Genomic DNA, 26,194 nt, shown 5'->3' with positions numbered 1-26,194 from the left:
ACTCTTGTCCGGCGTACCATCTGATGACGCATATCAAAGTTGCAGGACGCACCAGACAATATAACATTCCAACAACAATCATACGTATCGATCACCGAAAGCGGATGAAACCGAATGGCTGAATTTCAAAATCCCACAGATCCGGATATCAAAACCCTGCTGGATACCACAAAAACCATTGCCCTTGTCGGTGCAAGCCCCAAGCCGGAACGCCCGTCCAACCGGGTGATGAAGTTCCTGCTTGATCACGGTTACACGGTTATTCCGGTCAATCCCGGTCAGGCGGGCGGCACCATTCACGGCCAGACGGTGGTCGCCGATCTTTCCGAGATTTCGGTGCCCGTCGATATGGTCGATATCTTCCGCAACAGCGAGGATGCGGCGGGTGTCGTCGATGATGCGATTGCCATTGGCGCCAAATCGGTCTGGATGCAGCTTGGCGTGATTAATCCTGATGCCTGTGCCAAGGCCGTTGCCAACGGGATGACTGCGGTCATGGACCGTTGCCCGGCGATTGAATTGCCGCGCCTGTCCTAAATCCCGGTCGATTGAACCAGAAACTAAAAAAGGCACCGGATGATCCGGTGCCTTTTTAAATTCGATATCCTGAAACGTGTTTAGCCGCGGCGGCACTGCGCCATCAGATCCGGGACAAGTCCCTGATTGCCCATAAAGATCGGCTGCACGGCACTGGTCACAGTGTAGGCCGTAGTGTGTTCTTCAACAAGCGCGTCAAAGTGACCCGCCGTTTCAAGCACCAGCGACATCACGCCGTCCGGCTTGATACGAAGGGCAGCAAAGCCGTTGGCATATTCGGTACGTGCGCATTCATGACCAAGGATGGTGTCGAACCGCTCGACCAGCGCATAGCGCGGGTTTTCAACCAGGTCGTCACGCGATTCAACCTTGGTCGGCTTCACACCGATTTTCGGGACATATTTCGCGAAATTCGCCTGGGACTGAACGATATAGCCATCCGGGAAATAAACCGCGACATCTTCGGCAAGAAGGATTCGGTCACCGATGACCGCACCGGAACGCAGAAGTTCTTTGATACGCTTGCCCGGAATTTCGCCAGAGAACGCGTTGAAGCGCAGGGTTTTGCCATCACCACGCAGGTCTGCAAAATAACGCTCGAACGGAACGATAGGAGTTTTGTCTGCCGCACGCGCGGTCGGCAAGAAGGCGGTGGTCATTACCGCCAGTGTCGCAACTGCAAGAGCAACGCCCCCCGAGCGCTGCGAAAAGACCGACTTGATGGCCTTCAGCATATGTCCCCGCCTCTCACTTACATCAGGATTACAATCCAGAGATTATTCACATTAATCCCAAATTCAACACCTGTTTCCGCGAAAAATCGCCGGATGGTCAAAACCACATATAAAAACAACGAGGTGGCATAATGCCACCTCGTTGCCAAAGATTTCGTAAATGTCGGTGATTAGTCGACAGAAATCGTCACACGACGGTTACGCGGCTCGCGAACACCATCCGGAGTCGGGATCAGAAGATCGCCTTCACCAACGGCATCGCTTTCAATCATGTCACCTTTAACGCCACGACCGGTCAGCTCACCAAGGGCAGCTGCTGCACGACGCTCGGACAGGCCAAGGTTATAGGCAGCCGAACCCGAGGAGTCGGTGTGACCAACAACGGTGATGTCACCCATCGAGGTTGCCCACTGCTCAGCAGCGGCATCAAGAACACGCTCGGAAACCGGGGTGATTGCAACACTGTCGAAATCGAAGAAGATGGTGAACAGACGCGGCTCAGCAGCAGCAACAGGTGCCGGTGCAGCCGGCTCAACAGCGCGGAGTTCTGCCATTGCAGCTTCGAAGTCTTTCCAGCACTGGCTGATCAGCTCGGTCTGCCAGCCTTCTTCGCTTTCCTCAACCCAGCAGTCAAAGCGGGCCTGAGCAACAGCGGCGGTTGCCGGTTTCTCTTCACGTTTGCCATCGTCCAGAAGTGCGAGCAGTTCGTCACGAACAGCACGTTTCTGTGCAATTTCTTCATCCGAGAAACGCCAGTTTGCCGGATCTTCCGGAAGAACAATGGTATCACCGCTTACGCGACCGGCTTTCTTCGCGAAGAAGTCAGCGTCGAAGTAGTCATACCACTCGTCAGCTTCACGCTGTGCATAAGCAAGATATTCGGTTTTCAGCGCTTTACCGAAATCGGTGGTCGGCTCCTGCGACGCAAGCGCAGAAGAAACCGAGCTGCTGTAGGTGAACGGGTTACCACCATAAGGAACAGCGGTACCGCTGTTCTCGACGGTGCTACATGCACTCAGAAGCGCTACGCCACCAAGAGCAAAAAGAATTTTCGGACGGATCTGCATGTCTTACCCCTGTCTTAAAGGTTGTTATTCACTAACTAACTTAACACCAATGATGGTGATATTATGGTCTTTAACGAACAGAAATACGGTTTGTTCCATACACCTAGAAAGAATTGGTGATTGCATCACACTTTTCAAGCACACTCAAACCTGTAATGTTAATCCTCTCATACAGAAGTATGGTTGGCAATCAACACAATTATGACACGGAGCGAACGAGGTTCAAATGATTGAAACCGATGTAGCGACCATCACAGAAATGCTAAAGGGCTTTGCGCTTGGGTTTGGCCTCGACCTTCTCGGCGCCATCCTGATACTGATCGTGGGCTGGTGGATCGCCGGTCGGGCAGCCGCATTGGTGCGCCATTCCCTTAAGAATGCAAAATTTGTTGATGCGACTCTGAAACCGCTGGCCTCAAGCATTGTCCGCTATGCCATTCTGATTTTTGTCCTCATCGCCGTCCTGTCGAACTTCGGCGTTGAAACGACCAGCATCATTGCCGTTCTCGGTGCCGCCGGCCTGGCGATTGGTCTGGCTCTGCAGGGCACGCTGTCAAACATCGCTGCTGGCGTCATGATTCTGATCCTGCGTCCGCTCAAGATCGATGAATTTGTCGAAGCCGGTTCGATTTCGGGCACGGTCGTTGAAATCACCCTCTTCACCACCCTGCTCAAGACGCCGGATGGTGTGTTTATTTCAGCACCTAACTCGCAAATCTGGAACAGCGCGATCAAAAACTACTCGCGCAACCCGACCCGACGTCTCGATATCAAGGTCGGTATCGCCTATGACGATGATGTCGATGCAGCACTCGAGTTCCTCAAAAACCTTGTCGCTTCCGACGAACGCGTTCTCAAGGACCCGGAACCGATGAGCTTTGTCGCCACCCTTGGCGAAAGCTCGGTCGATCTGACCGCACGTGGCTGGGTTGCCACCAGCGAATTCTGGCCGACCTTCTTTGATCTGACCCGCAAGTCGAAAACGGAACTCGAAGCTGCCGGCTTCTCGATCCCGTTCCCGCAGCGCGACCTTCACATCATCGAAAGCCCGGAAACCGCAAGTGCTGCAAAGTCGGCTGCCAAACCGGCGACCAAAACCGCTGCGAAACCGGCTACGGCCAAGAAACCGGCGACCCGTTCGCGGTCAACCGCATCAAAATCAACCGCCAAAACCACAGCGGCGAAAAAGACACCAGCTGCGAAAAGCTGAGTTTTTTTTTCCAATCATCTTCTTTGCAAAAGAGGCCCGATCGGGCCTCTTTTTTTTTGTGCCTCTGCCCACCGCTCACTCCCTTACCAGCGACGTAGTACCCGGCTGTTACCCGCACCATTGCCATCAGGCGTATAGTTCCCTGCCCTTGCCCCTTAAGGGCAAATCAAAACAAGCGGGAGGATAAAATATGTCTGCGAAAAAAATTCTGATGATCACCGGTGACTATGCCGAAGACTACGAAACCATGGTGCCGTTCCAGACCCTTCTGGCCGTTGGCCATCATGTTGATGCCGTCTGCCCGGATAAAAAGGCTGGCGATACGGTGGCGACCGCCATCCATGATTTCGAAGGGGATCAGACCTATAGCGAAAAGCGCGGTCATAACTTTGCACTTAATGCCGATTTCGCGACCGCACGTGCCGAAGATTACGACGCGCTGGTAATCCCCGGTGGTCGCGCACCTGAATATCTGCGCCTGAACGAGGATGTCATTCGTCTGGTCCGCGATTTCCATGACGCGGACAAACCGATTGCCGCTGTCTGTCATGGTGCACAGCTTCTGGCTGCGGCCGATATCATCAAGGATCGCAAAATCTCGGCCTATCCGGCCTGTGCACCGGAGGTCAAACTGGGTGGCGGCATTTACGCCGACATCGACATTGATGATGCCTGTACCGATGGCAATCTGGTGACTGCCCCGGCATGGCCCGCCCACCCGAAATGGATGGCGGCCTTTCTTAAGGTGCTTGGCACCGAAATCAAATTGTAATGCATCTGCGCCCAAACGTTCATTGCGTTTGGGCGCCATTTGATTGACCATTGCGCCAACCAAAAAGAAGACCGCCGGACATCATGTAACGGTGGCACCAACAGGAAAGGCCGTCCAAATGTGTCAGATCTATTCCGGAACCGATCCCGAACTTTATCAATCTGTCAGCCGCTCCATCCGCATCAACGGTGTTGTGACCAGCCTGCGCCTTGAACTGCGCTTTTGGCAGATCCTTGATGAAATCGCCACGGGCGAAGGTTTCACAACCCCGCAGTTCCTTGGCAAAATCCATGACGAAGTCGTCGCCCAACGTGGCGACATCCCGAACTTTGCGTCACTGGTGCGTGTGATTTGCACCGTCTATCTGGAAAAACAGGCTGGCCTGCACGTTCACGTGTCAACAGATGCCACCACATCCGCGCTGCACAACTAGTCACAGCCAGGACGGCGTGAATAAAGGTCTATCTGGTTAGTTCAGCCAGGAAGAAAGCTCGCGGGTGCTAAACCCGCCGCTGGTCATGATGTTGGGTGTAGCATTACGCCGCAAGGTCGGCTCAGCCGGCTTGATGATGGTGTTGCGACGATGCATGCCCGCAGCTGCGCCGAAATCAATCTGGGATCGCCCGACAAGGTCAGCTGCCGTAATCTGCGGACCGGATGACTTGACCGGGTTGGAGGCATTGATCGGTGTCTGCGATGCCTGCGGCAATTGCTGTTTCTGCTTTGCCTCGTAAATCCAGCGCAGTTCCTGCTTGAGCGTCTGGTATTCCGGCGTATCGGGCGCAGAATTGACCTCATTGACGATCTGAAGCTTGACCATCTGCGGGAAACGATCAAGCCGTTCAAGCAGCATGAATTTCACACTCGGCCGCACGGCATCGGACCGCATCAGTTTCATCACCAGACGGCGATAAATATCGATACGCAGATTACCGTTCGAGGCCAGCTCGATGAATTCTTCGACAAACGCGCGGGCTTCCATTTTGCCATCGAGCAACGCCCGAAGGTTATTGCCCATGGCGCGGCGATATGCTTCGCGGATTTCCACCACATGATTGGATGCGCGCGTGCGCACAAGGTGGAAGGCTTCCGGGCTGAACGCGTTCTTGGTCAGAAGTTTGGCGCAATCGGCCACCAGTTCGTGTTTGGTGGCTTCCGATACGACTTCAAAGACGCCGGTAATAAGTTCCTTACACTTGGCGTGCGGCCCCATGCGGATCGCTGCTGCCAGCGCCATCGGGCTTTCCGGGTCCTTGGTCGCAATCACGGCCAGTGCCAGCGGATCGTCATATTGCATCAGGGCAAGATCATTGCTCAGCAAGTGTTCCGGCATCAAAAGACGCTGCTGCTTGGCCGCACCGGTAACGGTGAGCGGCTCGCCAGACAGATAACTTTCCTTGATGGTAAGGGCGTGTTTCAGCCCGTCATATGAGATGCCGAGATTGCTGCTCATGGCACTCAGTCCTCTTTGCGACCTTTGGATCGCCGGTCCGAGACCAAGCCTTCTAGCCCGCCGCTATTACGGCTGGAGCGCGGACGCAGACCATGACTGCGCGCAGAGTTACGAACCGAAGAGCGTGCCTTCGGGGTTTCAGCCTGGGCTGGTTCGCTTTCTTTTTCGACTTTCGTGCGCGAAGCCACCGGCTTCATGTCGCTAAAGAAATCGATGTACCAGTCCATATCGGCTGCAGCCATCGCAAAGCGGCCACCGGCCGCAGGGCTTTCAATCGCCGATTCCGGAATGCCATTGCTGATCTGCAGAACAACCGCCGCAGGTGCGGTCATCCCCGCACGCCATGCCAAGGCGGTAATCGCCCGGGCACTGCCGGAATCAAGAATCTTCGAAACCGCATTGGCACGGATTTGCGCATAATGGGCAAGTGCCTGCACAACCAGCGCATCGTCATTCCGCGACAGCGCATCAAGCACATACTGATCGATCGTCATCTTGGCATCGGATGCCTCGACAACATCATTCTCGACCATCTCATTATCGGCAATCTCGATATCCATCTCGCTCTCACGCGACGGCATCGGTGCACGGTTTTCAAAACGGGCCTTTTCGATCCGCTGACGCACAGACTGACGCAAGGCGCGCGCAACTTCGGTGCGCATACGGCCTTGTTCGACCAGGGTGTCAAACAGGGATGCCATGATGAAATGCGCGATACGGCGCTGGGCCTGACGCGAAATACGGTTCTGACCGCCCAGAATATCGTTTTGCGGTGCTTTTGGCTTGGCAGCAGCCTGCTCGGCAAAATGCGGTATCATCGGCACGACATTGCGCGGCGCATCATCAGATGACAGCAACCGGTTCAGCAACCCGCCCTTTTCCTTTTCGGTCTGCTGCTCGATCAGGCGGGCCTTTGCGGCGGCCTCAAGCTCGGCGCGTTCACGCTCGGCAGCGGTCTGAACGAATTCGCCGCGTCCGCGCATGATATCAAGGAAATCCGAGTCACTCAGAAGTTCGATATAATCGGCAATCGATACCCGGCCAATTGACTGGATATCCTGACGCAGACGGGTCGCCGCCTGACGCGTCATATAGGGGGTATGGCCAAGTTCCTGTTCGATCAGCGAAATCACCTGCGGGCGGTAGCAATCGCCCATGTTGGTGATTGCCGCAACGAACTCGTCAACCATATCGAGACGTTCGGACGGGCTCAGATCGGTCAGATGCCGACGCAGGCGACGCGCCACATCCATGCGGACGTCGCTGTCGAAATCAGGCACATCCTCGACATCGTCAAGCGCGTCCATTTCGGTCGAAAGGCGCGCGGCATGTTCGAGGCCTGTGGCATCGGCGGTATTTTCGGAAACATGTTTACGGGGAATCGCGCGTCCCTGAGCGCGACCTGCTTCAGATCCAAACGTCTCAGGTGCGATGGTGCGAACAGTGTCGGCCAGATCACGCAGCTTTGCCGAGGCTTTATCATCAAGCCCCTCATTGCCCGCATTCTTCTGCCGATTGAACATCCAACTCAGCATTATCGCAGTAATTCCCCTAGTCCCGTGCCTGGCGGCATATCGGTATCGACAATGCGATACCTTATTTTTGTATTTTGTCAGAGCAGCTTAACCGAAACTGACAGCGATACACAACCAGACAAGACGTCTAAATTTGATAGCCCAACCTCAATGGCTTCCATCCCCAGACAGAGCCTTGATTACAGAATGACTATCGACGCAAAGACTCAAAAAAACATTAACGATACAGGGTGCTATGCGCCCTCAAGCCCTTTGCGCAGAAAATACCGGGCAAAGTCCACCCTACCCTGGACAAATCCAAACAAAAACAGGCGCCCAAAAAGGACGCCCGTCTTCGAAAATCATTTAACGCGGTACTTAGCGTTAATTATTGCTGACCCACGCGATGCGCAGGATGTTGGTTGCCCCCGGGGTCCCGAACGGCACACCCGCGGTAATCACAAGCGAATCTCCCGGACCGGCGAACTCTTCGCGCTTTGCGACCTCGGTTGCAATCCCGACCATTTCGGCAAAGTTGGTCGCATCACGGGTAAAGACCGGATGCACGCCCCAGCAAAGTGCCAGGCGACGTGCGGTCTGAATCCGCGGCGTCAGGCCAAGGATCTGCACTTCCGGACGCTCACGCGCTGCACGGAATGCCGTTGAGCCGGACGAAGTATAGTTCACAACCGCTTTTGCGCCGATGGTGGTTGCCACCTGACGGGCAGCCGCACTGATCGCATCCGGGGCGTTATGCTCCGGATCCGGGCGGTTGGCGTCACGCATGCGGTAATAAAGTTCATCCTGCTCCACGCGCTTCAGAATACGGTCCATGATTGATACGGTTTCGATCGGGTATTTACCCACCGCACTTTCGGCCGACAACATCACCGCATCGGCACCGTCATAGATCGCAGTCGCGACGTCGGATGCCTCGGCACGGGTCGGCGCCGGGTTTGACACCATCGAGTCAAGCATCTGGGTCGCAACGATCACCGGCTTGCCGGCTTCGCGGCAGGCCTTGATGATGCGCTTCTGCAGGATCGGAACATCTTCCGGCGGGCATTCGACGCCAAGGTCACCACGGGCAACCATGATCATGTCCGACAGATCGACGATCTCATCAAGGTGATCAATTGCCTGCGGCTTTTCCAGTTTGGAAACGATCGCGGCACGGCCCTGAATGATCTTGCGGGCTTCGGCAACGTCTTCGGGGCGCTGAACAAATGAAAGGGCCACGAAATCAACGCCCATTTCCAGACCGTAATCCAGATCGGCACGGTCCTTGTCGGTCAGCGGTGACAGCGGCAACATCACATCGGGAAGGTTAACCCCCTTGCGGTTTGACAGCGGACCGCCGGTAATGACGGTGCATTCCGCTGACTTGTCGTCGCATTTGTCGACCTGCATGCGAAGCTTGCCGTCATCAAGCAACAGGTTCGCACCCGGCTTGAGGGCGGCATAAACTTCGGGATGGGGCAGCGCCACACGGTTCTTGTCGCCCGGCGTCTTGTCCATGTCGAATTTGAATTTGTCACCGGCGGCCAGTTCGATCTGTTCGTCAGCAAAGGTCCCGACACGAATTTTCGGGCCCTGAAGGTCCATCAAAATACCGATCGGGCGCCCGAGTTTTTCTTCGACGGCGCGGATCGCTTCAAAGCGGGCCAGATGTTCTGAGTGTTCCCCGTGCGAGAAGTTCAGGCGGAAAACATCCACACCTGACTGCACGATCTTTTCGAGGATTTCTGGCTTTGAACTTGCCGGCCCCAGGGTCGCGATGATCTTCGCCTTACGTTGACGGCGCATCGGCTACTACCTCTTGTTATTCGGTTTACACGTGATCCTTCCCGCTTCGGCCTGCATCTGCGGCGAGACGAAAAGGGTCCTGATCTGTTTCTGGGGGTATCCCCTTAATAATCAATCAGCCCCTATTTGAACAGGGACTTTTCATTAAATGCCTTTACAAAAATGTGATTTTTCTCTGGACAATTACAAGAAGCCCCTTCTTTAAAGAACGCATACCGGTGAAACATGCCGGTCATATGAAAAGATCAGACCGACCGATCCTCTGGCCCAGACAGGACCCTTTTTGATGAGCAAATGGCACCACCGCTTTCTTGGACTTGCCGCCCATATTGCAGACTGGTCAAAAGACCGCAGCACGCAGGTCGGCGCGGTTGTTATCGGCCCGAAAAAGGAAATTCGCGCGGTCGGCTATAACGGATTTCCGCGCGGGGTTGATGACGAAGTCGAAACCCGCCATCAGCGTCCGGAAAAATACGCCTATACCGAACACGCAGAACGCAACGCGATTTATAACGCCAGTTATACCGGCACATCCCTTGATGGCTGTGCACTTTATGTAACGCATTTCCCGTGCTGCGATTGCGCGCGCGCCATCATTCAGGCCGGCATCGCCGAGGTCTATGTCGACAAGTCAAAACTGACCGCCGACTTCCTCGAACGCTGGGAACAGGATATGAAGATATCGACGGAAATGTTCGAAGAGTCCGGTGTTGCCGTTAAGGTCATCGATGATGACGGCACGACCAAGCCCATGAAATAAAAACGAACTTCCCCTTTACTCTGAAAAAAAATGCCCAATATTGGGTGGGTCCGAACCGTGCGCGAGCACCAAAAACAATAAGACGCAAACGTCGTCTGTTCTATATTACACGCTGGCTTCGGGTCAGTATTTGTCAGATTTCCGGGCCGGATTCAAAGCGGTTTGGCCTTGCTGGAAACCAGACAAAGGTATAAGGATTTACGGGTCAGCAACGGGGTATGATTTGCTGCTGTATCCTCCTGAACAGCGACGCATTTCGTGATGATGCTCAGGAACCGAGGCCGGATGAACGCGAAAATAGACTTTAGTAAGATTAGTTTTCTGATCGTTGACGGGGACAAGATTTCAGCTCAGGTGGTCTATGACACGCTCGCCTATCTGGGGGCCAGTCATATCCAGCGCGTAAAAACGCCGAATGATGCCTTTGATGTTCTGCGTACCGAAAAGATTGATATCGTGATTTGCGAATGGCGCCTGCATGGCATGGATGGCCTCGAATTCCTTGATGTCATGCGCAATTCGACTAGTTCGCCCAACCGGTTCATTCCGGTGATTATGCTTACCGCGCATTCCGAACACCGCTATGTGACGACGGCGCGTGATCTTGGCATTACGGAATTTCTTGCCAAACCCTTCAATGCCAAGGCACTTTATAGCCGCCTTGTATCGGTCATCACCCGCCCGCGTGTATTTGTGAACACCGGGACGTATTTTGGCCCCGACCGACGTCGTCGACAGGTCGAGTTCGACGGTCCTGACCGTAGGAGCCTAGACGAATGAGCCATTTTGACTGGGGAAGCGGAGCCATCGTGAAGCCTGAACAACCTAAGAAAAAAAAGAATGTGCAGATTATCCCTGCACAAACTGACCTCAAACGCCGGGCTGTTAACTTCGTTAAGGGATTTGACATCAACCTGTCCCCTGAACAGCTCGAAGAACTCGAACAGGTCGTTCAGCGCAGTTCAGAAACCTTTGTCCGCGACATCGGCAAGGATCTGATGGAATGCCGCAAAACCGTGATCGCGGGTCTTGGCGACAAGTCCAAACGGCCTGAGGCGATTACGGCTGCAGGCGACCTCGCCTATTCGGTCAAGGCACTTGGCGGAACCTTCCAGTATCCGCTGATGACCCAGATCGCCAAATCTATGGAAAACTTCGTTGGCGAACGCACCACCGCCAATGAAAAACAGCTGCTTGTAATCCAGCTTCACATCGACTCGCTCTATGTCATTCTGGCTGGCCGCGTGACCGGTTTTGGTTCAACCGTTGAACAGGCAACCGTCGCCGCACTCACCAAACTTACCGAGCGCTATGAAGACCCGCGCGAATAGCCCCTCACCTCTCTGGCGTTAAACAGCAAGCTTTGCGGGCGGCAAACACGTCCCGATGAACAGCTTGCCTTGAACGCATCTTTCTTCCGCTTTTTCAAACCGACAGTCCTGTTCTTTTGCGCCGCATTCTGTGTTGCAAACGCGTTCGAACGTGCAAACTTTTGCGCGCCCGGAACGCGATCGGTTTCTACCGGCAGAAGAACCGGTTTTAAAATTGAAAAACTTGGCGAAAAACCGCTTGCGCCGCCATGAAGTGACTGCTAAAAACCGCGCCACGCACCATGCGGGTGTAGCTCAGTTGGTTAGAGCGCCGGCCTGTCACGCCGGAGGCCGCGAGTTCAAGTCTCGTCACTCGCGCCATTCCCTCCCTGATTGGGAATGACGTACAAAATAAGCGCCGCGATCTTTCGCTGGCGCTTTTTTGTTTTCCGGCCTTCCACATCACTTTCATCCCCTCGCCTACGCGCCTGTTTTTGGCTTGGCAAACACCCGCACATCGGGGCTGTCCGGCGATGTTTGGTGACCGAATTTCCGGCCCGTCTTTTTTTTGCAAAAAAGCCCTTGCCAGAGTGAACCACCCCTTATATAAACCGCGCCACACCATGCGGGTGTAGCTCAGTTGGTTAGAGCGCCGGCCTGTCACGCCGGAGGCCGCGAGTTCAAGTCTCGTCACTCGCGCCATTCCCTCCCTGATGGGAATGACGACAAAAAAAGCGCCGCGATTATTCGCTGGCGCTTTTTTGTATTTTGGCCCCTTTTTCCCTGATCAAACCGGCAAATCGCACGCACATATTTTTCTTTCGAAAATCGGTCAAAAAACACTTGCCACCATGGGGCGGTCTTTATATAAACCGCGCCACGCACCATGCGGGTGTAGCTCAGTTGGTTAGAGCGCCGGCCTGTCACGCCGGAGGCCGCGAGTTCAAGTCTCGTCACTCGCGCCATTCCCTCCCTGATTGGGAATGACGTACAAAATAAGCGCCGCGATTATTCGCTGGCGCTTTTTTGTTCCCCCCCCGAGTTCTCCCATCACATCCTTCTCATATCCTCTTGGGCGAAGCGCCAAACGCGTCTCACAACTGCAAAGCAGCAGTCAGGTCAGAAAACATTTTGTTTGGTGATTTAGACAGCAATCCTGACCGATTGGTCATTGATTAATCGTATAAATTATGCTCAGCTTCCTATCCTAAAGATGACTTACGTGCGGGCCGCCCCACTTTTGGGTCTGTCGATGATCATAAACGCATCCAAAACGGTCATGGATTCTCAGGTCTATCACCTTAAGATGCTTATTGGTTGTCTTCATTCTCAGTTTGGCCTGCAGTCCCACAACAACAAAACGGGAGGCGCATCATGCGCAAATTTATCGCAGGGCTGGTCATGGGGACCGCGCTCGCTACCGCACCTTTGATGGCAAAGGCTGAAACGCCGAAAAATGCCCTCGTCATGGCATTTGCCATTGATGACATCATCACGCTTGATCCGGCACAGATTTTCGAATTCTCCGGCGCTGAATATGCCGGTAACACCTATGACCGTCTTATCGGCTTCGATAATGACGATGTCTCAAAAATCTATGGTGTGATTGCCGAAAGCTGGGATGTCTCCGAAGACGGCAAGACCTTTACCTTCAAAATCCGTGACGGCATCGAATTCGCGTCGGGCAACGACCTGACCGCCGAAGACGCTGCCTTCTCGCTGCAGCGCGTGATCCTGCTTGATCAGTCGCCGGCCTTTATCCTCGGCCAGTTCGGTTTCACCGCCGACAACGTCAAGGAAAAGATCTACGCCACGGACGATTCCACCCTCGTCATGGAAGTCGACCAGCCTTACGCACCGAGCTTCGTGCTCTACTGCCTGACCGCAGGCGTTGGTGCCGTTGTCGACAAGGAAGAAGTCCTTGCCCACGAAGTCGATGGCGACCTTGGCCACGAGTGGCTTAAAACCAACTATGCCGGTTCTGGCCCGTTCAAGCTGAACAAATGGACCGCGGGTGAAAGCCTTAGCCTGACCGCAAACGAAGATTACTGGGATGGCGCGCCGGCAATGAAGCGCGTGATCATTCAGAGCGTCAAGGAAGCAGCAGCCCAGCAGCTTCTGCTGGAAAAAGGCGATATCGATATTGCCCGTAACCTCGAAGCCGATCAGCTGGCATCGATCTCCGGCAATGACGACATCAAGCTGCTGTCAAAGGGTAAAGGTGCCCTCTGGTACCTCGGCCTGTCGCAGAAAAACGAATATCTGTCGAACCCGAAAGTCCGCGAAGCTCTGAAATACCTGGTCGATTACAAAGGTATTTCCGAAACCATCCTGGCTGGTCGTTCGCAGATCCATCAGGCCTTCCTGCCGGAAGGTTTCCTGGGTGCGTACAACGAGAACCCCTACTCGCTTGATATCGAAAAAGCCAAATCCCTTTTGGCCGAGGCCGGTTACCCGGACGGTTTCAGCGTAACCATGGACACGCGTAACACCACCTCGATCATGGCGATGGCACAGTCGATCCAGGCTACCTGGGCACAGGTCGGCATCAATCTGGAAATCATTCCGGGCGATGGCAAACAGACCCTGACCAAATACCGCGCGCGTCAGCACGATATCTATATCGGTCGCTGGGGTCCGGACTATCAGGATCCGCACACCAACGCATCGACCTTCGCGTGGAACCCGGACAACTCCGACGATGCTGCTGCCAAGCCGCTCGCATGGCGTAACTCCTGGGATGCCGGTGATCTGACTGCGAAAACTGATGCAGCGACCCTTGAGCGCGACGACGCCAAACGTGCTGCCATGTATGTCGATCTTCAGAAAGACGTTCTTGAAAATGGTCCGTTCGTGATCATGTTCCAGGAAACCGAAATCGCATCCATGCGCGGTAACGTGAACAACTTCGTCCTCGGTCCGTCATTCGATAACAACTATTATCGTTACGTCACCAAAGACTAATCTCGACGAAGGAGACAACGGTCGTAATGTCCGCTGTTAAACGCAATAAACGGGACGGGCGCAACCGCGCCCGTTTCGCTTCCGGCCCCACGGCAACTGTCCTGCGGCTGGTCTTTTCACTTGCCATTACATTCTTTGGTCTGCTGCTTGTCACCTTCCTGATCGGTCGTGTTTTGCCGATTGATCCGGTTCTGGCAGCTGTTGGTGACCGCGCCCCGCAAGCCGTCTATGACCGCGTGCGCGAGGAAATGGGTCTCAACCTGCCCCTTTGGCAGCAATTCTTTATCTATATTTCCAATGTCCTGCAGGGCAATTTTGGCCAGTCGGTGCTGACGTCAAACTCCGTGCTTGACGATATCAAGCGCGTGTTTCCAGCAACCCTTGAACTGGCAACCCTTGCAACCATCATCGGTGTTTTCCTTGGTATTCCTGCTGGCGTTTTTGCCGCGATCAACAAGGGAAAATGGCCTGATCACGTGGTGCGCGTGATTGGTCTGGCCGGTTATTCGATGCCGATCTTCTGGTTGGGCCTGATGGGGCTTCTGGTATTTTATATGAAGCTCGATTGGGTCGCAGGTCCCGGACGCCTTGATTCGTTCTATGCCGATTTCATTGAACCGACCACCGGTCTGATGCTGATCGATACCCTGATCGAAGGCGACATGGATCTGTTCTGGAACGCTGTCTCACACATTGTTCTCCCGGCATCGATCCTTGCTTACTTCTCGCTGGCTTATATCGCACGCATGACCCGTTCCTTCATGCTCGAACAGCTTAGCCAGGAATACATCCTGACCGCACGGGTCAAAGGCATTTCCGAACATCGCATCATCTGGCGTCATGCCCTTGGCAACGTCATGGTACCGCTGGTGACCGTGATTGCGCTTTCCTATGCCAACCTGCTCGAAGGATCGGTTCTGACCGAAATCATCTTCGCATGGCCGGGCCTTGGCCTTTACATCACCAACTCGTTGCTCAACGCCGATATGAACGCGGTTCTCGGCGGCACGATCGTGGTGGGTGCAGTCTTTATCGGCGTAAACATGCTTTCTGACGTGCTCTACCGCCTGCTCGACCCCAGAGCGCGGAGATAATCATGACAACACAGACAAACACTTCGCAGACATCGCAAACCGGCCTGAAACAATGGCTGACGTCCGATACGCCAAAATCGCGCTGGCAGGCCAAATGCGGTCGCGCGTGGCTGGGCTGGATCAAATTTACCGAAAACCGCCTTGCCATGATCGGGTTATCCATCGTGATCGGGCTTATTCTGGTAACGATCTTTGCCCCGCTTCTGGCCCCCTATGATCCCTTGGCCGCCGATCTTGCCAACCGTATTCAGCCGCCCAGTGCCGATCACTGGTTTGGCACCGATCAGTTGGGGCGCGATATCCTGTCGCGTCTGATCTATGGCGCGCAATACACGCTTCTGATTGTTGGCCTTGTGGCCATTACCGCCGCCCCGCTTGGCCTTCTGGTCGGTACGGCTGCGGGCTATTTCGGCGGCTGGATTGATGCCACGCTGATGCGCATCACCGATATCTTCCTAGCCTTCCCGAAACTGATCCTGGCGCTGGCATTTGTCTCGGCGCTTGGACCGGGACTGGAAAACGCCATTCTTGCGATTGCGATTACCGCATGGCCGCCTTATGCCCGCATCGCACGTGCCGAAACCATTACGGTACGCAAGTCCGACTTCATCGAAGCCGCCCGTCTTCAGGGTGCGTCGAACATGGGTCTGATCGCTGGCCACATCATGCCGATGTGCATAAGCTCGCTTGTCGTGCGTGTCACCCTTGATATGGCGGGCATGATCCTGATTGCGGCCGGTCTTGGCTTCCTGGGTCTTGGCGCACAGCCACCGATGCCCGAATGGGGGGCGATGGTTTCTGATGGCCGTCAGTTCCTGCTTGAACAGTGGTGGGTCGCCACGGTTCCGGGGATTGCCATCTTCATCGTCAGCCTCGGCTTCAACCTTCTTGGTGACGGCCTGCGTGATGTTCTTGACCCACGTGGAGGCGATTGATCATGTCAAATGAAACCCTTCTGTCGGTCAAAAACCTCGAAGTCATGTTCAACACGCCCAAGGGCGATGTCCATGCCGTGCGTGGTGTGTCGTTCGACCTTGGCCGTGAACGGCTTGGTATTGTGGGCGAATCAGGTTCCGGCAAATCCCAGACCGGGCGCGCCATTCTGGGCCTGACAGCCGCCAACGGCAAAATCACCGCCGATCAGCTGAAATTCCACGATGTCGATCTGGCCAACCTGACGCCGAAACAATGGCGCAAGGTGCGTGGTGCACGCATTTCCATGATCATGCAGGACCCGAAATATTCGCTGAACCCTGTCATGACCATTGGCGATCAGATCATCGAGGCCTACCGCGAACACCATAAAGTCAATGCCAAGGAAGCCCGCCACCGCGCGATAGACATGCTCGATGCCGTTAAAATCCGCGATCCCGAGCGCGTGTTTAACTCTTACCCGCATGAAGTTTCGGGCGGCATGGGACAGCGCGTCATGATCGCCATGATGCTGATCCCCGATCCAGAACTGATCATCGCCGATGAACCGACCTCGGCCCTTGATGTCACCGTGCAGCTTCAGGTCATGGCAATTCTTGATGACCTTGTGCGCGATCGTGGCATGGCGCTGATTTTCATCAGCCACGACCTGCATCTGGTTTCAAGCTTCTGCGACCGCGTGCTGGTGATGTATCAGGGCCTTGTCGTCGAAGAAATCAAGGCCTCTGCCCTGCACGAAGCCAAACACCCCTACACCAAGGGGCTCCTCAACTGCTTGCCGAAAATGGATGGCGATCATTCTGATCTGCCGATCCTTGAACGCGAAGCAAGCTGGGCCGAAGGCTAAGGGGAAATCAGATGATTGAAATCAACAAACTCAATGCCTGGTTTGACGACAACCACGTTCTCAAGGATGTCGACATCAAGGTGCCGAAAAACGGCTCCTTCGGGCTTGTCGGTGAATCGGGTTCGGGCAAATCAACGGTGCTGCGCACCATCACCGGTCTGGTCGATGACTGGGAAGGCGAAATTCTTGTCAATAACAAGGAACTCGGCCCCAAACGCGACAAGGCTTTTTATCGCCTTGTGCAAATGGTGTTTCAGGACCCGTTCGGATCGCTACACCCGCGTCACACGATTGACCGCATCCTGACCGAGCCGGTTAATATCCACGGACTTGGCGATTCTGATGCCCGCGTCGTGCAGGCACTCGAACAGGTCGGGCTCGATAACTCGTTCCGCTTCCGCTATCCACATCAGCTTTCCGGTGGCCAGCGCCAGCGTGTCGCGATTGCCCGCGCCCTGATCCTTGAACCCAAGATTCTGTTGCTTGATGAACCGACCTCGGCCCTTGATGTGTCAATTCAGGCCGAAGTGCTTAATCTGCTCAGTCGCTTGCGCCGGGAGCTTGGCCTGACCTACATTATGGTCAGTCACGACCTCGCCGTGGTGGCGCATATGTGCGACGATATTGCCATCATGAACCATGGCCGCATTGTCGAACGCGCCAGCGCCACCCAGTTGGCCGAAGGCACGCTTGAACATCCCTACTCGCAACAGCTTTACAAGGCTGCTGGCGGTTATGACCGCGCCGTTATTGACAGTTTTGTCGACTGGGACTGACCGGAGAAACCATGACTTCCGCCACCACGCTTAGCTTCGCAACACCCTTCGCACCGGCTGACAGCAAACTGACCAACTATCAGCGCAAGCATATCCCGGCCTTCACCTGGGATGCCCATGCGTGCCTGCCGCTTGATGAAAAGACACCGGCAGACCTGCTTGATACCTACGTCGCGGGTCATGTCGATTATGTCTGTGTGAATGTCGGCATGGATATGAACAGCGTTGCCCATATCCTGCGCGTGATCGCGGCCTTCCGCGCCAAGATCGCCGCCCACCCCGACAAATACATGCAGATCGAAAGTTTCGATGATCTGGCAACCGCCAAATCCAAGGGGCTGCTCGGTGTCGGGTTTGATCTTGAAGGTTCGGTCATGCTGCAAGACATGCCCGAAATGGTGCCGGCCTTTGCCAAGCTTGGCGTAAAACAGATCCACTTTGCCTATAACCGCAACAACTCGGTCGCCGGTGGCTGCCATGATGTCGACATCCCGCTGACCGATCTCGGTGTTGAAATGGTCAAGGCCGTGAACAATAGCGGCATGATCATGGATTGCTCCCACACCGGGCGGCGAAGCTCGCTTGATATCATGCGGGTGTCATCCAAACCGGTCGTCTTCAGCCACGCTAATCCCAAGGAATTGGGTGGCCACGAACGTTGTGTTGATGATGAACAGATCAAGGCCTGTGCCGATACCGGTGGCGTGATCGGCATTTGCGGTTTCCAGCGTTTCATCAAATCCAAAAACGCCCCGGAAGTCCCCGACATGATCCGCCACATCAAATATGCGGTCGATCTGGTCGGGATTGACCATGTCGGCATCGGGCTCGATACCATGCCCTCCGTCGCCGGCACCAACGACTTCCCCGATGGTGTGGACAAGGATTACTACTGGCCCGCCGCAAGCGGCTATGGCCCGGCTGCCGGTGGGGCTGCAGTATTCGATCCGCGCAAACTCCCCGCCCTTGCCGATGCCCTGATCTCGATCGACTATTCACCCGATGACGTCGATAAAATCATGGGCCAAAACTTCCTTCGCGTTGCCAAGGCAAGCTGGTCTTAAGCCAGCCCGCGCTATAGGCCCGCACTGGTCCGGGACAGTTCACGTCTGAATTGTCCCGGCGATGTGCCAGTCATCGCCTTGAAGCCGCGACTGAATGCTGACAGCTCGCTATATCCCAGATGCTCTGCGATATCAGGGATCGGAAGGTCGGTCAGGCGCAGCATGTCACTGGCGATGCCGCCGCGTACCTCTTCGCGGATTTTGCGAAAACTTGTGCCTTCCTGATCAAGCTCGCGCTGGAAGCTGCGCAGGCTCATGGAAAATTCATCTGCCGCGTCATGAACATCAATCTGACGGTGGCGGCACAGTGTCGCGACGATCCAGGCCTTGGTCGCAGTCGGTAGATCGACATTCTGTTTCAGGCGTTCGGCCCTGGTCTGGAATTCATTGACCAACTGCCAATGCCGTTCGGGGTCGGCGTTTTTCATCGGTTTATTTAAAAGGGTTGCTGGCAGGAAAAGCGCATTTTCACGCTGCCCCAAACGCACCGGACATTTGAAATGATTCTGAAAAATGCCTAATCCACGGTCATTTCTGTGTTCAAAATCAATGCAGTTTGGCTGCCAATCCTCACCAAGGGCTGCTGATAACAGCGAATGAAAGGACGCTTCGCTGAAAATCGCATCCTGCGTTCGGGTGCGAACCGCATGCTCGGCAATACGGTAAGAAAGCTTCGCCTGACCATCCTCGACCGACAGTGAGAATGACGTGCTGCCCTGAAGCGTCGGGAAAAAGCGCGCGAATTTTTCAAGCCCGTGCCCCAGTGTCGGCGCGCTTAAAACCATCTCGGCATGTTTGCCCAGACCACGATAACCCCATGTATCGCCAAGGAATAATCCCAATGCCGGATTGTTGGTCGCGTCCGATGCCAGCTCCAACATGGTGGTGAAAATCATCAACGGCGTTGATTGCGGCGACATGAAAAGCCCCGCCCCAGCAAGTCCCGCGCGCGCAGAAAGCCCGACATGATCGATGCCGGACTCACCAAGCATTCCCATCACGCTGTTTAGAACCGAACGGTCAATGGCACCCGAAACACGTTTCATGGGTTATCCATTCCATGGGCAGTTACGAATTCAACGCATTCAATTGATGTGCCAATTGAACGACACCTGCCTACCTGACGCCAGCCGCAGCGATCATTTTGGCACCAAATGTCAAATACAGACCGGCGCGCTTTGGCTAGCGTTTTAGAAATAGAAAAATACAAAATCGCCGATCAGGGAAATCGCGCTCATTCGACATCCCCCGATGGTCAAACGCGTTTTTCGGCAATTGCCTGAAGTCCAGGGAACAACGTCCATTCAAAGCCCCTCCGCGCCACCAACGCGGTTGCAATTGCCTGTGCCCGGCCGGGATTGATCCGGCTTGCGATCAGACACCTTCATCAGGGAGAAAAAGAATGGATAAATGTTGCAGCAGTGAAAAGGTCGAAATCACCCACCCTCTTCAGCCCCTCACGGCCGAGGAAATCATCAAGGTCGCCGAAATCGTCCGTGCCGATCCGCCTTACGGCGAAAACACCCTGTTTGAAACCATCGAACTGATGGAACCCGAAAAGGATGAGCTGGCCGATTTCCAGCCAGGCGATGCGATTGCGCGCAAGGCACGCGTCAATGTGTTCGACGCCACCAAGGTCAGTGTCACCAAGCTTGTCCTTGATCTGGAAGCTGCAAAAATCATCTCGGCCAAGGAAATGCCGGGCAAGCGCCCGATGATCCAGCTTGAACAGTTTGTCGAGATCGAGGAAATCGTTTGTTCCGACCCGACCTTTATCGCAGCCTGTAAAAAGCGTGGCATCACCGACATGTCGATGGTTTGCGTTGATCCATGGTCGGCGGGAAATTTCGGCAAACCGGGCGAAGAAGGCCGCCATCTGGCCCATATTTTTTGCTGGCTGCGCAAACGCGAAAATTCCAATTTCTACGCCAACCCGATCGAAGGCCTGAACGCGGTTGTCGATCTGCTATCCAAGGAAGTTATTCGGGTTGATGATTATGGCGGTGCGCCAATCCCCGAGGCCGAAGTCAATTACGAGGCCGACTTCTTCGAAGAGGACGAATTCCAGCCCAAAGCCAAACCGATCAATGTCGTTCAGCCCGAAGGTGTGAACTTCAAAATGGACGGCAACAAGATCACCTGGCGCAACTGGGAACTCGTGATCGGCTTCAATGCCCGTGAATCACTCACCCTACATGACATCAAATTCAATGGTCGCCCGATTATCCACCGCGCCTCCATCGTTGAAATGACAGTGCCCTATGGCAGCCCGGATAACGGCCATTATCGCAAGAATGTCTTTGATATCGGCGAGTATGGCATTGGCAAGCTGGCCAACTCCCTGACACTGGGCTGTGATTGCCTTGGTGTGATCAAATATCTTGATGTCACGCTCAACACCATGAATGGCGAACCCTGGACGATTGAAAATGCCATCTGCATCCACGAAGAAGACGCTGGGTTGCTTTGGAAACACATGGATTTCCGTACCGAACGCACCGAAAGCCGCCGCAACGCCAAGCTGGTAATCTCCACCATCTGCACAGTCGGCAACTATGAATATGCGCTTTATTGGTACCTGTTCCTGGACGGCATGATCGAATTTGAAGTCAAGGCGACCGGCATCATCAATACCGCTGCCTGCCTGCCCGGTGAACCCGGCAAATACGCCGTTGAAGTCTCCCCGGGTGTTGCCGGTCAGATCCATCAGCACATCCTGTGTGCCCGGCTTGATATGGCAATTGATGGCTATGGCAACAGTCCGGTTGAATGCAACACCTTTGCCGAGGAACCCGGTCCGGAAAACCCCTATGGCAACGCGTTCTTTGAAAAGGAAACGGTTCTCGAATCCGAACTGGCAGCAGCCCGCAAAACCAATCCGGCTTCACAGCGATACTGGAAGGTCGTCAATCCCAACAAGCTTGGCAAAACCGGCCGCCCGGTCGGCTACAAGCTTGATGCCACCAACTGCGTGACGCCGTTCATCAATCCGGAATATCCATCGGGCAAACGCGCAAGCTTCATTGAAAACCATGTCTGGTTCACCGCTTACGATCCAGAGGAACGCTTCCCCGCCGGTGATTTCATGAACCATTCCGATGGTCGTGGCGGGCTAAGCGATTTCATCAAAAAGGACCGTGCGCTTCATAACACCGACCTTGTCATGTGGCATGTCTTTGGCCTGCATCATCAGGTCCGCATGGAAGATTTCCCGGTTCAGCCCTGTGTGACCACCGGCTTCAAGCTGATGCCGATGGGCTTCTTTGATGGCAATCCGGGCATCAACCTGCCACCGGAAAAGAACGATGCCAGTTGCCCGGCAAAATGCTGATCTGATTTTGGCACTCAGGACATGACATCATGTCGATCCATTATGTGATTATCAGTGGCCTTTTGCTGGGTCTTGCCAGCAGCCTGCATTGCGCGGGGATGTGCGGGGCAATTGCTTCGAACATCCTTGCCGCAGGCGGCCTGCATAAGGGCCCTGCCAACCGGCAATTTCGTGCTCTTGTTCTGATGCAGGCCGGGCGGAGCACGACCTATATTCTTGCCGGCCTTCTGGTCGGTGGAATTGGTGGCGCGTTTGATGCCGTGCTGGTCACCGCTAGCTGGCAACCGGTCTTGCGCGTCATTGCCGGGATGGTCGTGATCTATTCCGGTATGGCAGTTATCGGCATAGCCCCGGCACTCCACCGCCTTGATCGGCTTGTGCCGAATTTCCTGTTTCAAGCCGCCTTGCGCCCGGCACTTGCCAGCATTCCAACCAGTGGATACCGACAACACACCACGCAAACACCCAATACCGCGCCCTTTGCACTCCGGGCTGGGCTTGGCAAATTCTCAGTCGGTGCCGCCCTTGGCCTGACACCCTGCGCGATGGTCTATAACGCGCTTCTGACCGCGATGATGAGTGGCACGGTTGCCAAGGCCGGATTGTTTATGGCGTGCTTTGCTATCGCCGCTCTGCCCGCCGTGATCCTTGCTGCTCTTGGCATCAGCTTGCTGCAACGATCCGCCAACCGCGATCATCTAGGTCGTCTTGCGCGTAGGACGATTGGCGTCGCCCTGATTTTGGTTGGGGTGTTTACATTGGCGGAACCGGCCATGGGCCTGATTGCGCTCTGTCTGCCGGCTTAGTTCGAAACGCTCACCGACTGTCCGGCTTGCTTTGGCAATTCAAGATACAGTTCTGCTCCACCAAATTCATGCACCAGATCGCCAGTCCGTAGGGTAACGCCGGTAATATCGCTTGGGATCGACACACCGGACAAAGACCGGGTAAAGGGCTGCTCATTGACATGCGGATGGGCCAGAACCCGCTCGCCCAACACCGCACCATCCGGCCCGATCACCTGCCAGACATTGGCATAATGATCCCATCCGGTATCCTCATGTGCGACCGTGACATCAAACCGGTAAGTATCGCTGCCGGTTTTGGTCGCCTTGGCGGCCACCACATCGGCCTCTCCGGCCTCGGCAAGCATGGGAAATAAGAAAGCCCCGCCGACAAGAACCAGGCGGGTCAACATGGCGGACACGGCTCGGTTCTGCATGGCGGGGCTCCTGAAACTGTTTGGGATCGCTTAGACGTCTGCCTCGTCCTTGCGGACCGGGCGCGGGCGGCCTTCGGCATCAATAGCGACAAAGGTGAATGTTGCTTCGGTCACCTTGATGCGCGGCGGCTGGTTCTTGCGCAGCACCCAGCTTTCAAGATGCAGCACCATGGATGTATTACCGATCTTCTCGATATCGCCATAGACGCAAACCGTATCACCGACATAAACCGGGCGATGGAATGTCATGCCATCAACCGCGATGGTCGCAACACGGCCTTCGGCAATCTGACTGGCCAGCACGCCACCGGCAATATCCATCTGCGACATCAGCCAGCCGCCAAAGATATCTCCACTCGGGTTGGTATCTGCGGGCATGGCAAGGGTTCGGGTACACAGATCACCGCGCGGCATCGTACTTTCCGCGAAAAGGGCTTGCTCTTTATCTGTCGCCATCAGGCTCACTCCTGTTTGCGACACGTCTGTTTCGACATGTCATTTTTTTATTGGACCTCCCGGTCGCGGTTTTCTGCATCCGGTCTTTGCTAAAATATGGTCGGATTTGGCGACCACCACTTGCATTGGATTCAAAAACACATTTTTATGGTCGGTGCGCACCGATCATCTGGTACGAACCGATAAAGATATGGTACTCGTTTAGCGCCGAGGCTTCCAAGCCCAGAATATCGAAGAACAGATATACGGTATTGGGCCTTGTTTTAACACAATAAAAGAAGTTGCGTTCCGGGGCATGACCGACCTTTTTGAAGATTCAAACCAGTCCACCGACAAAGCCTATTCCGCCAAGGATATTGAAGTTCTCGAGGGCCTCGAGCCCGTCCGTCGACGCCCCGGTATGTATATCGGCGGCACCGATGATGCTGCCTTGCATCACCTGGTCGCGGAAATTCTCGATAACTCGATGGACGAAGCGGTCGCAGGCCACGCCGATTGGATCGAACTGGAACTGCAGCCGGATAATACCGTGCTGGTGCGCGATAACGGGCGCGGCATTCCGACCGACCCGCATCCGAAATTTCCCGACAAATCGGCCCTTGAGGTGATCCTGACGACGCTCCACTCCGGTGGTAAGTTCTCGGGCAAGGCCTATGAGACCTCGGGCGGTTTGCACGGTGTCGGTATGTCGGTGGTGAACGCGCTGACCGAGAAATTCCGCGTTGAAGTCTGCCGTGATCGCAAGATGGTGTTTCAGGAATATTCCAGGGGTACCCCGCTCGGTCCGCTGCAGGATGGCGGCGCGATCAACAATCGCCGCGGCACCACGGTTATCTTCAAACCAGATCCCGAGATTTTTGGCGCGCGTGCGAAGCTTAAGGCAGCGACCATCTTCCGCATGGCGCGCTCCAAGGCCTATCTCTACAAGGGTGTTGAAATCCGCTGGTCGGTTGACCCGTCGCTTCTGACAAGTGACGACCCGACCCCTCAGCAGGAAGTTCTGAAATTCCCCAACGGTATTCTCGATTACCTTGAGATGACCCTTGAGGGCCGCGAACTGGTCACGGATCGTCCGTTCGCGGGCGAAGCCAAGTTTTCCGACAGTGCCGGTCGCGTCGAATGGGCGATTGGCTGGCCGGAAAGCGGTGAAGGCTATTTCCATTCCTACTGTAACACGGTCCCGACCCCGCTTGGCGGCACGCACGAGGCTGGCTTCCGCTATGCACTGACCAAGGCAATCAAGGCCTATGGCGATATGCTCGGTCAGAAAAAGGCCGCAGCCATCACAGCAGAAGACGTCTTTGGCGGCGGCTGCATCATGCTGTCGGTGTTTATTCCCGATCCGCAGTTCCAGGGCCAGACCAAGGAAAAGCTGGGCACGCCGGGTGCCACCAAACTGGTTGAAACCGCGGTACGTGACCACTTTGACCACTGGCTGACAGGCGACACCGAAAACGCCAAGCGTCTGCTCGAACGCATCATCCTGCGTGCTGAGGAACGTCAGCGCCGCAAGGAGAAAAAGGAAACCAAGCGTCAGTCGGCCACCCGTCGCCTGCGTCTGCCGGGTAAACTTGCCGACTGTTCGCGTTCGATCGCGGCTGGCACTGAAATCTTCCTGGTGGAGGGTGATTCCGCAGGTGGTTCTGCCAAGCAGGCCCGTGACCGCGAAACCCAGGCTGTCCTGCCGCTGCGTGGTAAGATCCTTAACGTGGCTTCTGCCACCCGCGAAAAGATGATGGCCAACCAGGAAATCAAGGACATGATCGAGGCCTTTGGCTGCGGTTCAGGGTCCGATTTCCGTCTCAACGATCTGCGTTATGAACGCATCATCATCATGACCGATGCTGACGTCGATGGTGCTCATATCGCATCCCTCCTGATGACCTTCTTCTATCAGGAAATGCCGGGCCTGATCGAAAGTGGCCATCTCTACCTTGCGATGCCGCCACTTTATCGCCTGACGCAGGGTGGCAAATCGATCTACGCCATGGATGACGCCGAAAAAGAAACCATCCTCGAAACCGAGTTCAAGAACCCGAACAAGGTCGAGATTTCCCGATTTAAGGGTCTGGGTGAAATGCCCCCGGCCCAACTGCGTGAAACCACCATGGCGCACAAGAAACGCACCCTTCTGCGTGTGACCCTGCCCGATGCAGCCGAACCCGATGCCCGTGGTCAGACCAAGGATCTGGTCACCCGCCTGATGGGCAAAAAGCCGGAGCTACGCTTCCAGTTCATTCAGGAACATGCCCGCTTCGTCGAAGATATCGACGTCTGATCAGCACACGAAACCATCAACAAAACCCGGCCTTCGCGCCGGGTTTTTTGTTTACTGTTCAATGAC

Annotated in this window: 24 protein-coding genes and 3 tRNA genes; 19 read left to right on the top strand and 8 right to left on the bottom strand. The window is 55.0% G+C overall.

The annotated features are described in order from the left end of the window. Nucleotides 1–114 precede the first annotated feature (114 nt). A complete protein-coding gene (locus UF64_RS11490; protein ID WP_044828679.1) occupies nucleotides 115–537 on the top strand; it encodes a CoA-binding protein in 423 nt (140 codons plus the stop codon). 80 nt (nucleotides 538–617) lie between these two features. On the opposite strand, the gene UF64_RS11485 is transcribed toward UF64_RS11490, so the two are convergent. Together UF64_RS11485 and UF64_RS11480 are read right to left on the bottom strand one after the other, a co-directional pair. Next, the gene (locus UF64_RS11485) at nucleotides 618–1,271 is read right to left on the bottom strand and encodes a hypothetical protein (RefSeq protein WP_044828678.1); all 654 of its coding nucleotides are present in this window, start codon (nucleotides 1,269–1,271) and stop codon (nucleotides 618–620) included. Between the two features lie 170 nt (nucleotides 1,272–1,441). Next, nucleotides 1,442–2,338 carry an OmpA family protein gene (locus UF64_RS11480; protein WP_044828677.1) on the bottom strand — a complete coding sequence of 299 codons (897 nt, stop codon included), beginning with the start codon at nucleotides 2,336–2,338 and terminating at the stop codon, nucleotides 1,442–1,444. 226 nt (nucleotides 2,339–2,564) lie between these two features. Between UF64_RS11480 and UF64_RS11475 the strand changes: the two genes are divergently transcribed. The 3 genes from UF64_RS11475 (at nucleotide 2,565) to UF64_RS11465 (ending at nucleotide 4,753) form a co-directional block, all read left to right on the top strand. Continuing rightward, nucleotides 2,565–3,548 (top strand): mechanosensitive ion channel family protein, encoded by a 984-nt coding sequence (locus UF64_RS11475; protein ID WP_044828676.1) that lies wholly within the window; start codon nucleotides 2,565–2,567, stop codon nucleotides 3,546–3,548. A 190-nt stretch (nucleotides 3,549–3,738) separates the two neighbouring features. After that, nucleotides 3,739–4,320 carry a DJ-1/PfpI family protein gene (locus tag UF64_RS11470; protein ID WP_044828675.1) on the top strand — a complete coding sequence of 194 codons (582 nt, stop codon included), beginning with the start codon at nucleotides 3,739–3,741 and terminating at the stop codon, nucleotides 4,318–4,320. 118 nt (nucleotides 4,321–4,438) lie between these two features. Further along, entirely contained in the window at nucleotides 4,439–4,753 is a 315-nt protein-coding gene (locus UF64_RS11465) for a ribbon-helix-helix domain-containing protein (protein ID WP_044828674.1), read from the top strand. 36 nt (nucleotides 4,754–4,789) lie between these two features. Here the strand turns inward: UF64_RS11465 and UF64_RS11460 are convergent, their stop codons facing one another. The 3 genes from UF64_RS11460 to pyk form a co-directional block, all read right to left on the bottom strand. Further along, entirely contained in the window at nucleotides 4,790–5,773 is a 984-nt protein-coding gene (locus UF64_RS11460) for a hypothetical protein (protein WP_044828673.1), read from the bottom strand. Nucleotides 5,774–5,778: 5 nt separating this feature from the next. Then, nucleotides 5,779–7,296 carry a DUF2336 domain-containing protein gene (locus UF64_RS11455; RefSeq protein ID WP_235285038.1) on the bottom strand — a complete coding sequence of 506 codons (1,518 nt, stop codon included), beginning with the start codon at nucleotides 7,294–7,296 and terminating at the stop codon, nucleotides 5,779–5,781. 375 nt (nucleotides 7,297–7,671) lie between these two features. Continuing rightward, the gene (pyk, locus tag UF64_RS11450; protein ID WP_044828671.1) at nucleotides 7,672–9,093 is read right to left on the bottom strand and encodes a pyruvate kinase; all 1,422 of its coding nucleotides are present in this window, start codon (nucleotides 9,091–9,093) and stop codon (nucleotides 7,672–7,674) included. 286 nt (nucleotides 9,094–9,379) lie between these two features. Between pyk and UF64_RS11445 the strand changes: the two genes are divergently transcribed. The 12 genes from UF64_RS11445 (at nucleotide 9,380) to UF64_RS11385 (ending at nucleotide 18,841) form a co-directional block, all read left to right on the top strand. Then, a complete protein-coding gene (locus UF64_RS11445) occupies nucleotides 9,380–9,853 on the top strand; it encodes a dCMP deaminase family protein (protein ID WP_044828670.1) in 474 nt (157 codons plus the stop codon). A gap of 285 nt (nucleotides 9,854–10,138) precedes the next feature. Beyond that, nucleotides 10,139–10,633 carry a response regulator gene (locus UF64_RS11440; protein ID WP_044828669.1) on the top strand — a complete coding sequence of 165 codons (495 nt, stop codon included), beginning with the start codon at nucleotides 10,139–10,141 and terminating at the stop codon, nucleotides 10,631–10,633. Further along, nucleotides 10,630–11,184, top strand: coding sequence for a hypothetical protein (locus tag UF64_RS11435; protein WP_044828668.1), 555 nt, complete (start codon nucleotides 10,630–10,632; stop codon nucleotides 11,182–11,184). The genes UF64_RS11440 and UF64_RS11435 overlap by 4 nt, the downstream gene beginning before the upstream one ends. 283 nt (nucleotides 11,185–11,467) lie before the next feature. Further along, nucleotides 11,468–11,544 (top strand) — tRNA-Asp (locus tag UF64_RS11425). Nucleotides 11,545–11,788: 244 nt separating this feature from the next. Further along, nucleotides 11,789–11,865 (top strand) — tRNA-Asp (locus UF64_RS11420). A 186-nt stretch (nucleotides 11,866–12,051) separates the two neighbouring features. Beyond that, nucleotides 12,052–12,128: transfer RNA gene (locus UF64_RS11415), tRNA-Asp, on the top strand. Between the two features lie 409 nt (nucleotides 12,129–12,537). Further along, nucleotides 12,538–14,127 carry an ABC transporter substrate-binding protein gene (locus UF64_RS11410; RefSeq protein WP_044828666.1) on the top strand — a complete coding sequence of 530 codons (1,590 nt, stop codon included), beginning with the start codon at nucleotides 12,538–12,540 and terminating at the stop codon, nucleotides 14,125–14,127. A gap of 26 nt (nucleotides 14,128–14,153) precedes the next feature. Then, nucleotides 14,154–15,221: an ABC transporter permease gene (locus UF64_RS11405; protein ID WP_082049713.1), complete on the top strand. Its 1,068-nt coding sequence runs from the start codon at nucleotides 14,154–14,156 to the stop codon at nucleotides 15,219–15,221. Nucleotides 15,222–15,223: 2 nt separating this feature from the next. Next, nucleotides 15,224–16,156, top strand: coding sequence for a nickel transporter permease (nikC, locus tag UF64_RS11400; RefSeq protein WP_044828665.1), 933 nt, complete (start codon nucleotides 15,224–15,226; stop codon nucleotides 16,154–16,156). 2 nt (nucleotides 16,157–16,158) lie between these two features. Next, entirely contained in the window at nucleotides 16,159–17,001 is an 843-nt protein-coding gene (locus tag UF64_RS11395) for an ABC transporter ATP-binding protein (protein ID WP_044828664.1), read from the top strand. A gap of 11 nt (nucleotides 17,002–17,012) precedes the next feature. After that, entirely contained in the window at nucleotides 17,013–17,777 is a 765-nt protein-coding gene (locus UF64_RS11390; protein WP_044828663.1) for an ABC transporter ATP-binding protein, read from the top strand. Between the two features lie 11 nt (nucleotides 17,778–17,788). After that, nucleotides 17,789–18,841 (top strand): dipeptidase, encoded by a 1,053-nt coding sequence (locus UF64_RS11385; RefSeq protein ID WP_052657601.1) that lies wholly within the window; start codon nucleotides 17,789–17,791, stop codon nucleotides 18,839–18,841. An 11-nt stretch (nucleotides 18,842–18,852) separates the two neighbouring features. On the opposite strand, the gene UF64_RS11380 is transcribed toward UF64_RS11385, so the two are convergent. After that, the gene (locus UF64_RS11380) at nucleotides 18,853–19,887 is read right to left on the bottom strand and encodes an AraC family transcriptional regulator (protein WP_052657599.1); all 1,035 of its coding nucleotides are present in this window, start codon (nucleotides 19,885–19,887) and stop codon (nucleotides 18,853–18,855) included. A gap of 356 nt (nucleotides 19,888–20,243) precedes the next feature. On the opposite strand from UF64_RS11380, the gene UF64_RS11375 reads away from it, so the two are divergent. Both UF64_RS11375 and UF64_RS11370 read left to right on the top strand, forming a co-directional pair. Then, nucleotides 20,244–22,172 (top strand): primary-amine oxidase, encoded by a 1,929-nt coding sequence (locus UF64_RS11375; RefSeq protein ID WP_044828662.1) that lies wholly within the window; start codon nucleotides 20,244–20,246, stop codon nucleotides 22,170–22,172. A 29-nt stretch (nucleotides 22,173–22,201) separates the two neighbouring features. Continuing rightward, entirely contained in the window at nucleotides 22,202–22,978 is a 777-nt protein-coding gene (locus UF64_RS11370; protein ID WP_044828661.1) for a sulfite exporter TauE/SafE family protein, read from the top strand. On the opposite strand, the gene UF64_RS11365 is transcribed toward UF64_RS11370, so the two are convergent. Then, nucleotides 22,975–23,394, bottom strand: a complete 420-nt coding sequence (locus tag UF64_RS11365; RefSeq protein ID WP_082049712.1) for a hypothetical protein — start codon at nucleotides 23,392–23,394, stop codon at nucleotides 22,975–22,977. The two genes, UF64_RS11370 and UF64_RS11365, sit on opposite strands and share 4 nt — an antisense overlap. Before the next feature lie 30 nt (nucleotides 23,395–23,424). Next, nucleotides 23,425–23,850, bottom strand: a complete 426-nt coding sequence (locus UF64_RS11360; RefSeq protein ID WP_044828659.1) for an acyl-CoA thioesterase — start codon at nucleotides 23,848–23,850, stop codon at nucleotides 23,425–23,427. A 295-nt stretch (nucleotides 23,851–24,145) separates the two neighbouring features. Between UF64_RS11360 and parE the strand changes: the two genes are divergently transcribed. Then, nucleotides 24,146–26,128 (top strand): DNA topoisomerase IV subunit B, encoded by a 1,983-nt coding sequence (gene parE / locus UF64_RS11355; RefSeq protein WP_044828658.1) that lies wholly within the window; start codon nucleotides 24,146–24,148, stop codon nucleotides 26,126–26,128. Nucleotides 26,129–26,194 lie beyond the last annotated feature (66 nt).

Origin of the sequence: Thalassospira sp. HJ, from assembly GCF_000948415.1 — a bacterium.
GTDB lineage: Bacteria > Pseudomonadota > Alphaproteobacteria > Rhodospirillales > Thalassospiraceae > Thalassospira.
Note: the sequence above shows the minus strand (reverse complement) of the source record. Positions and strands in the feature narration are given on the sequence as shown.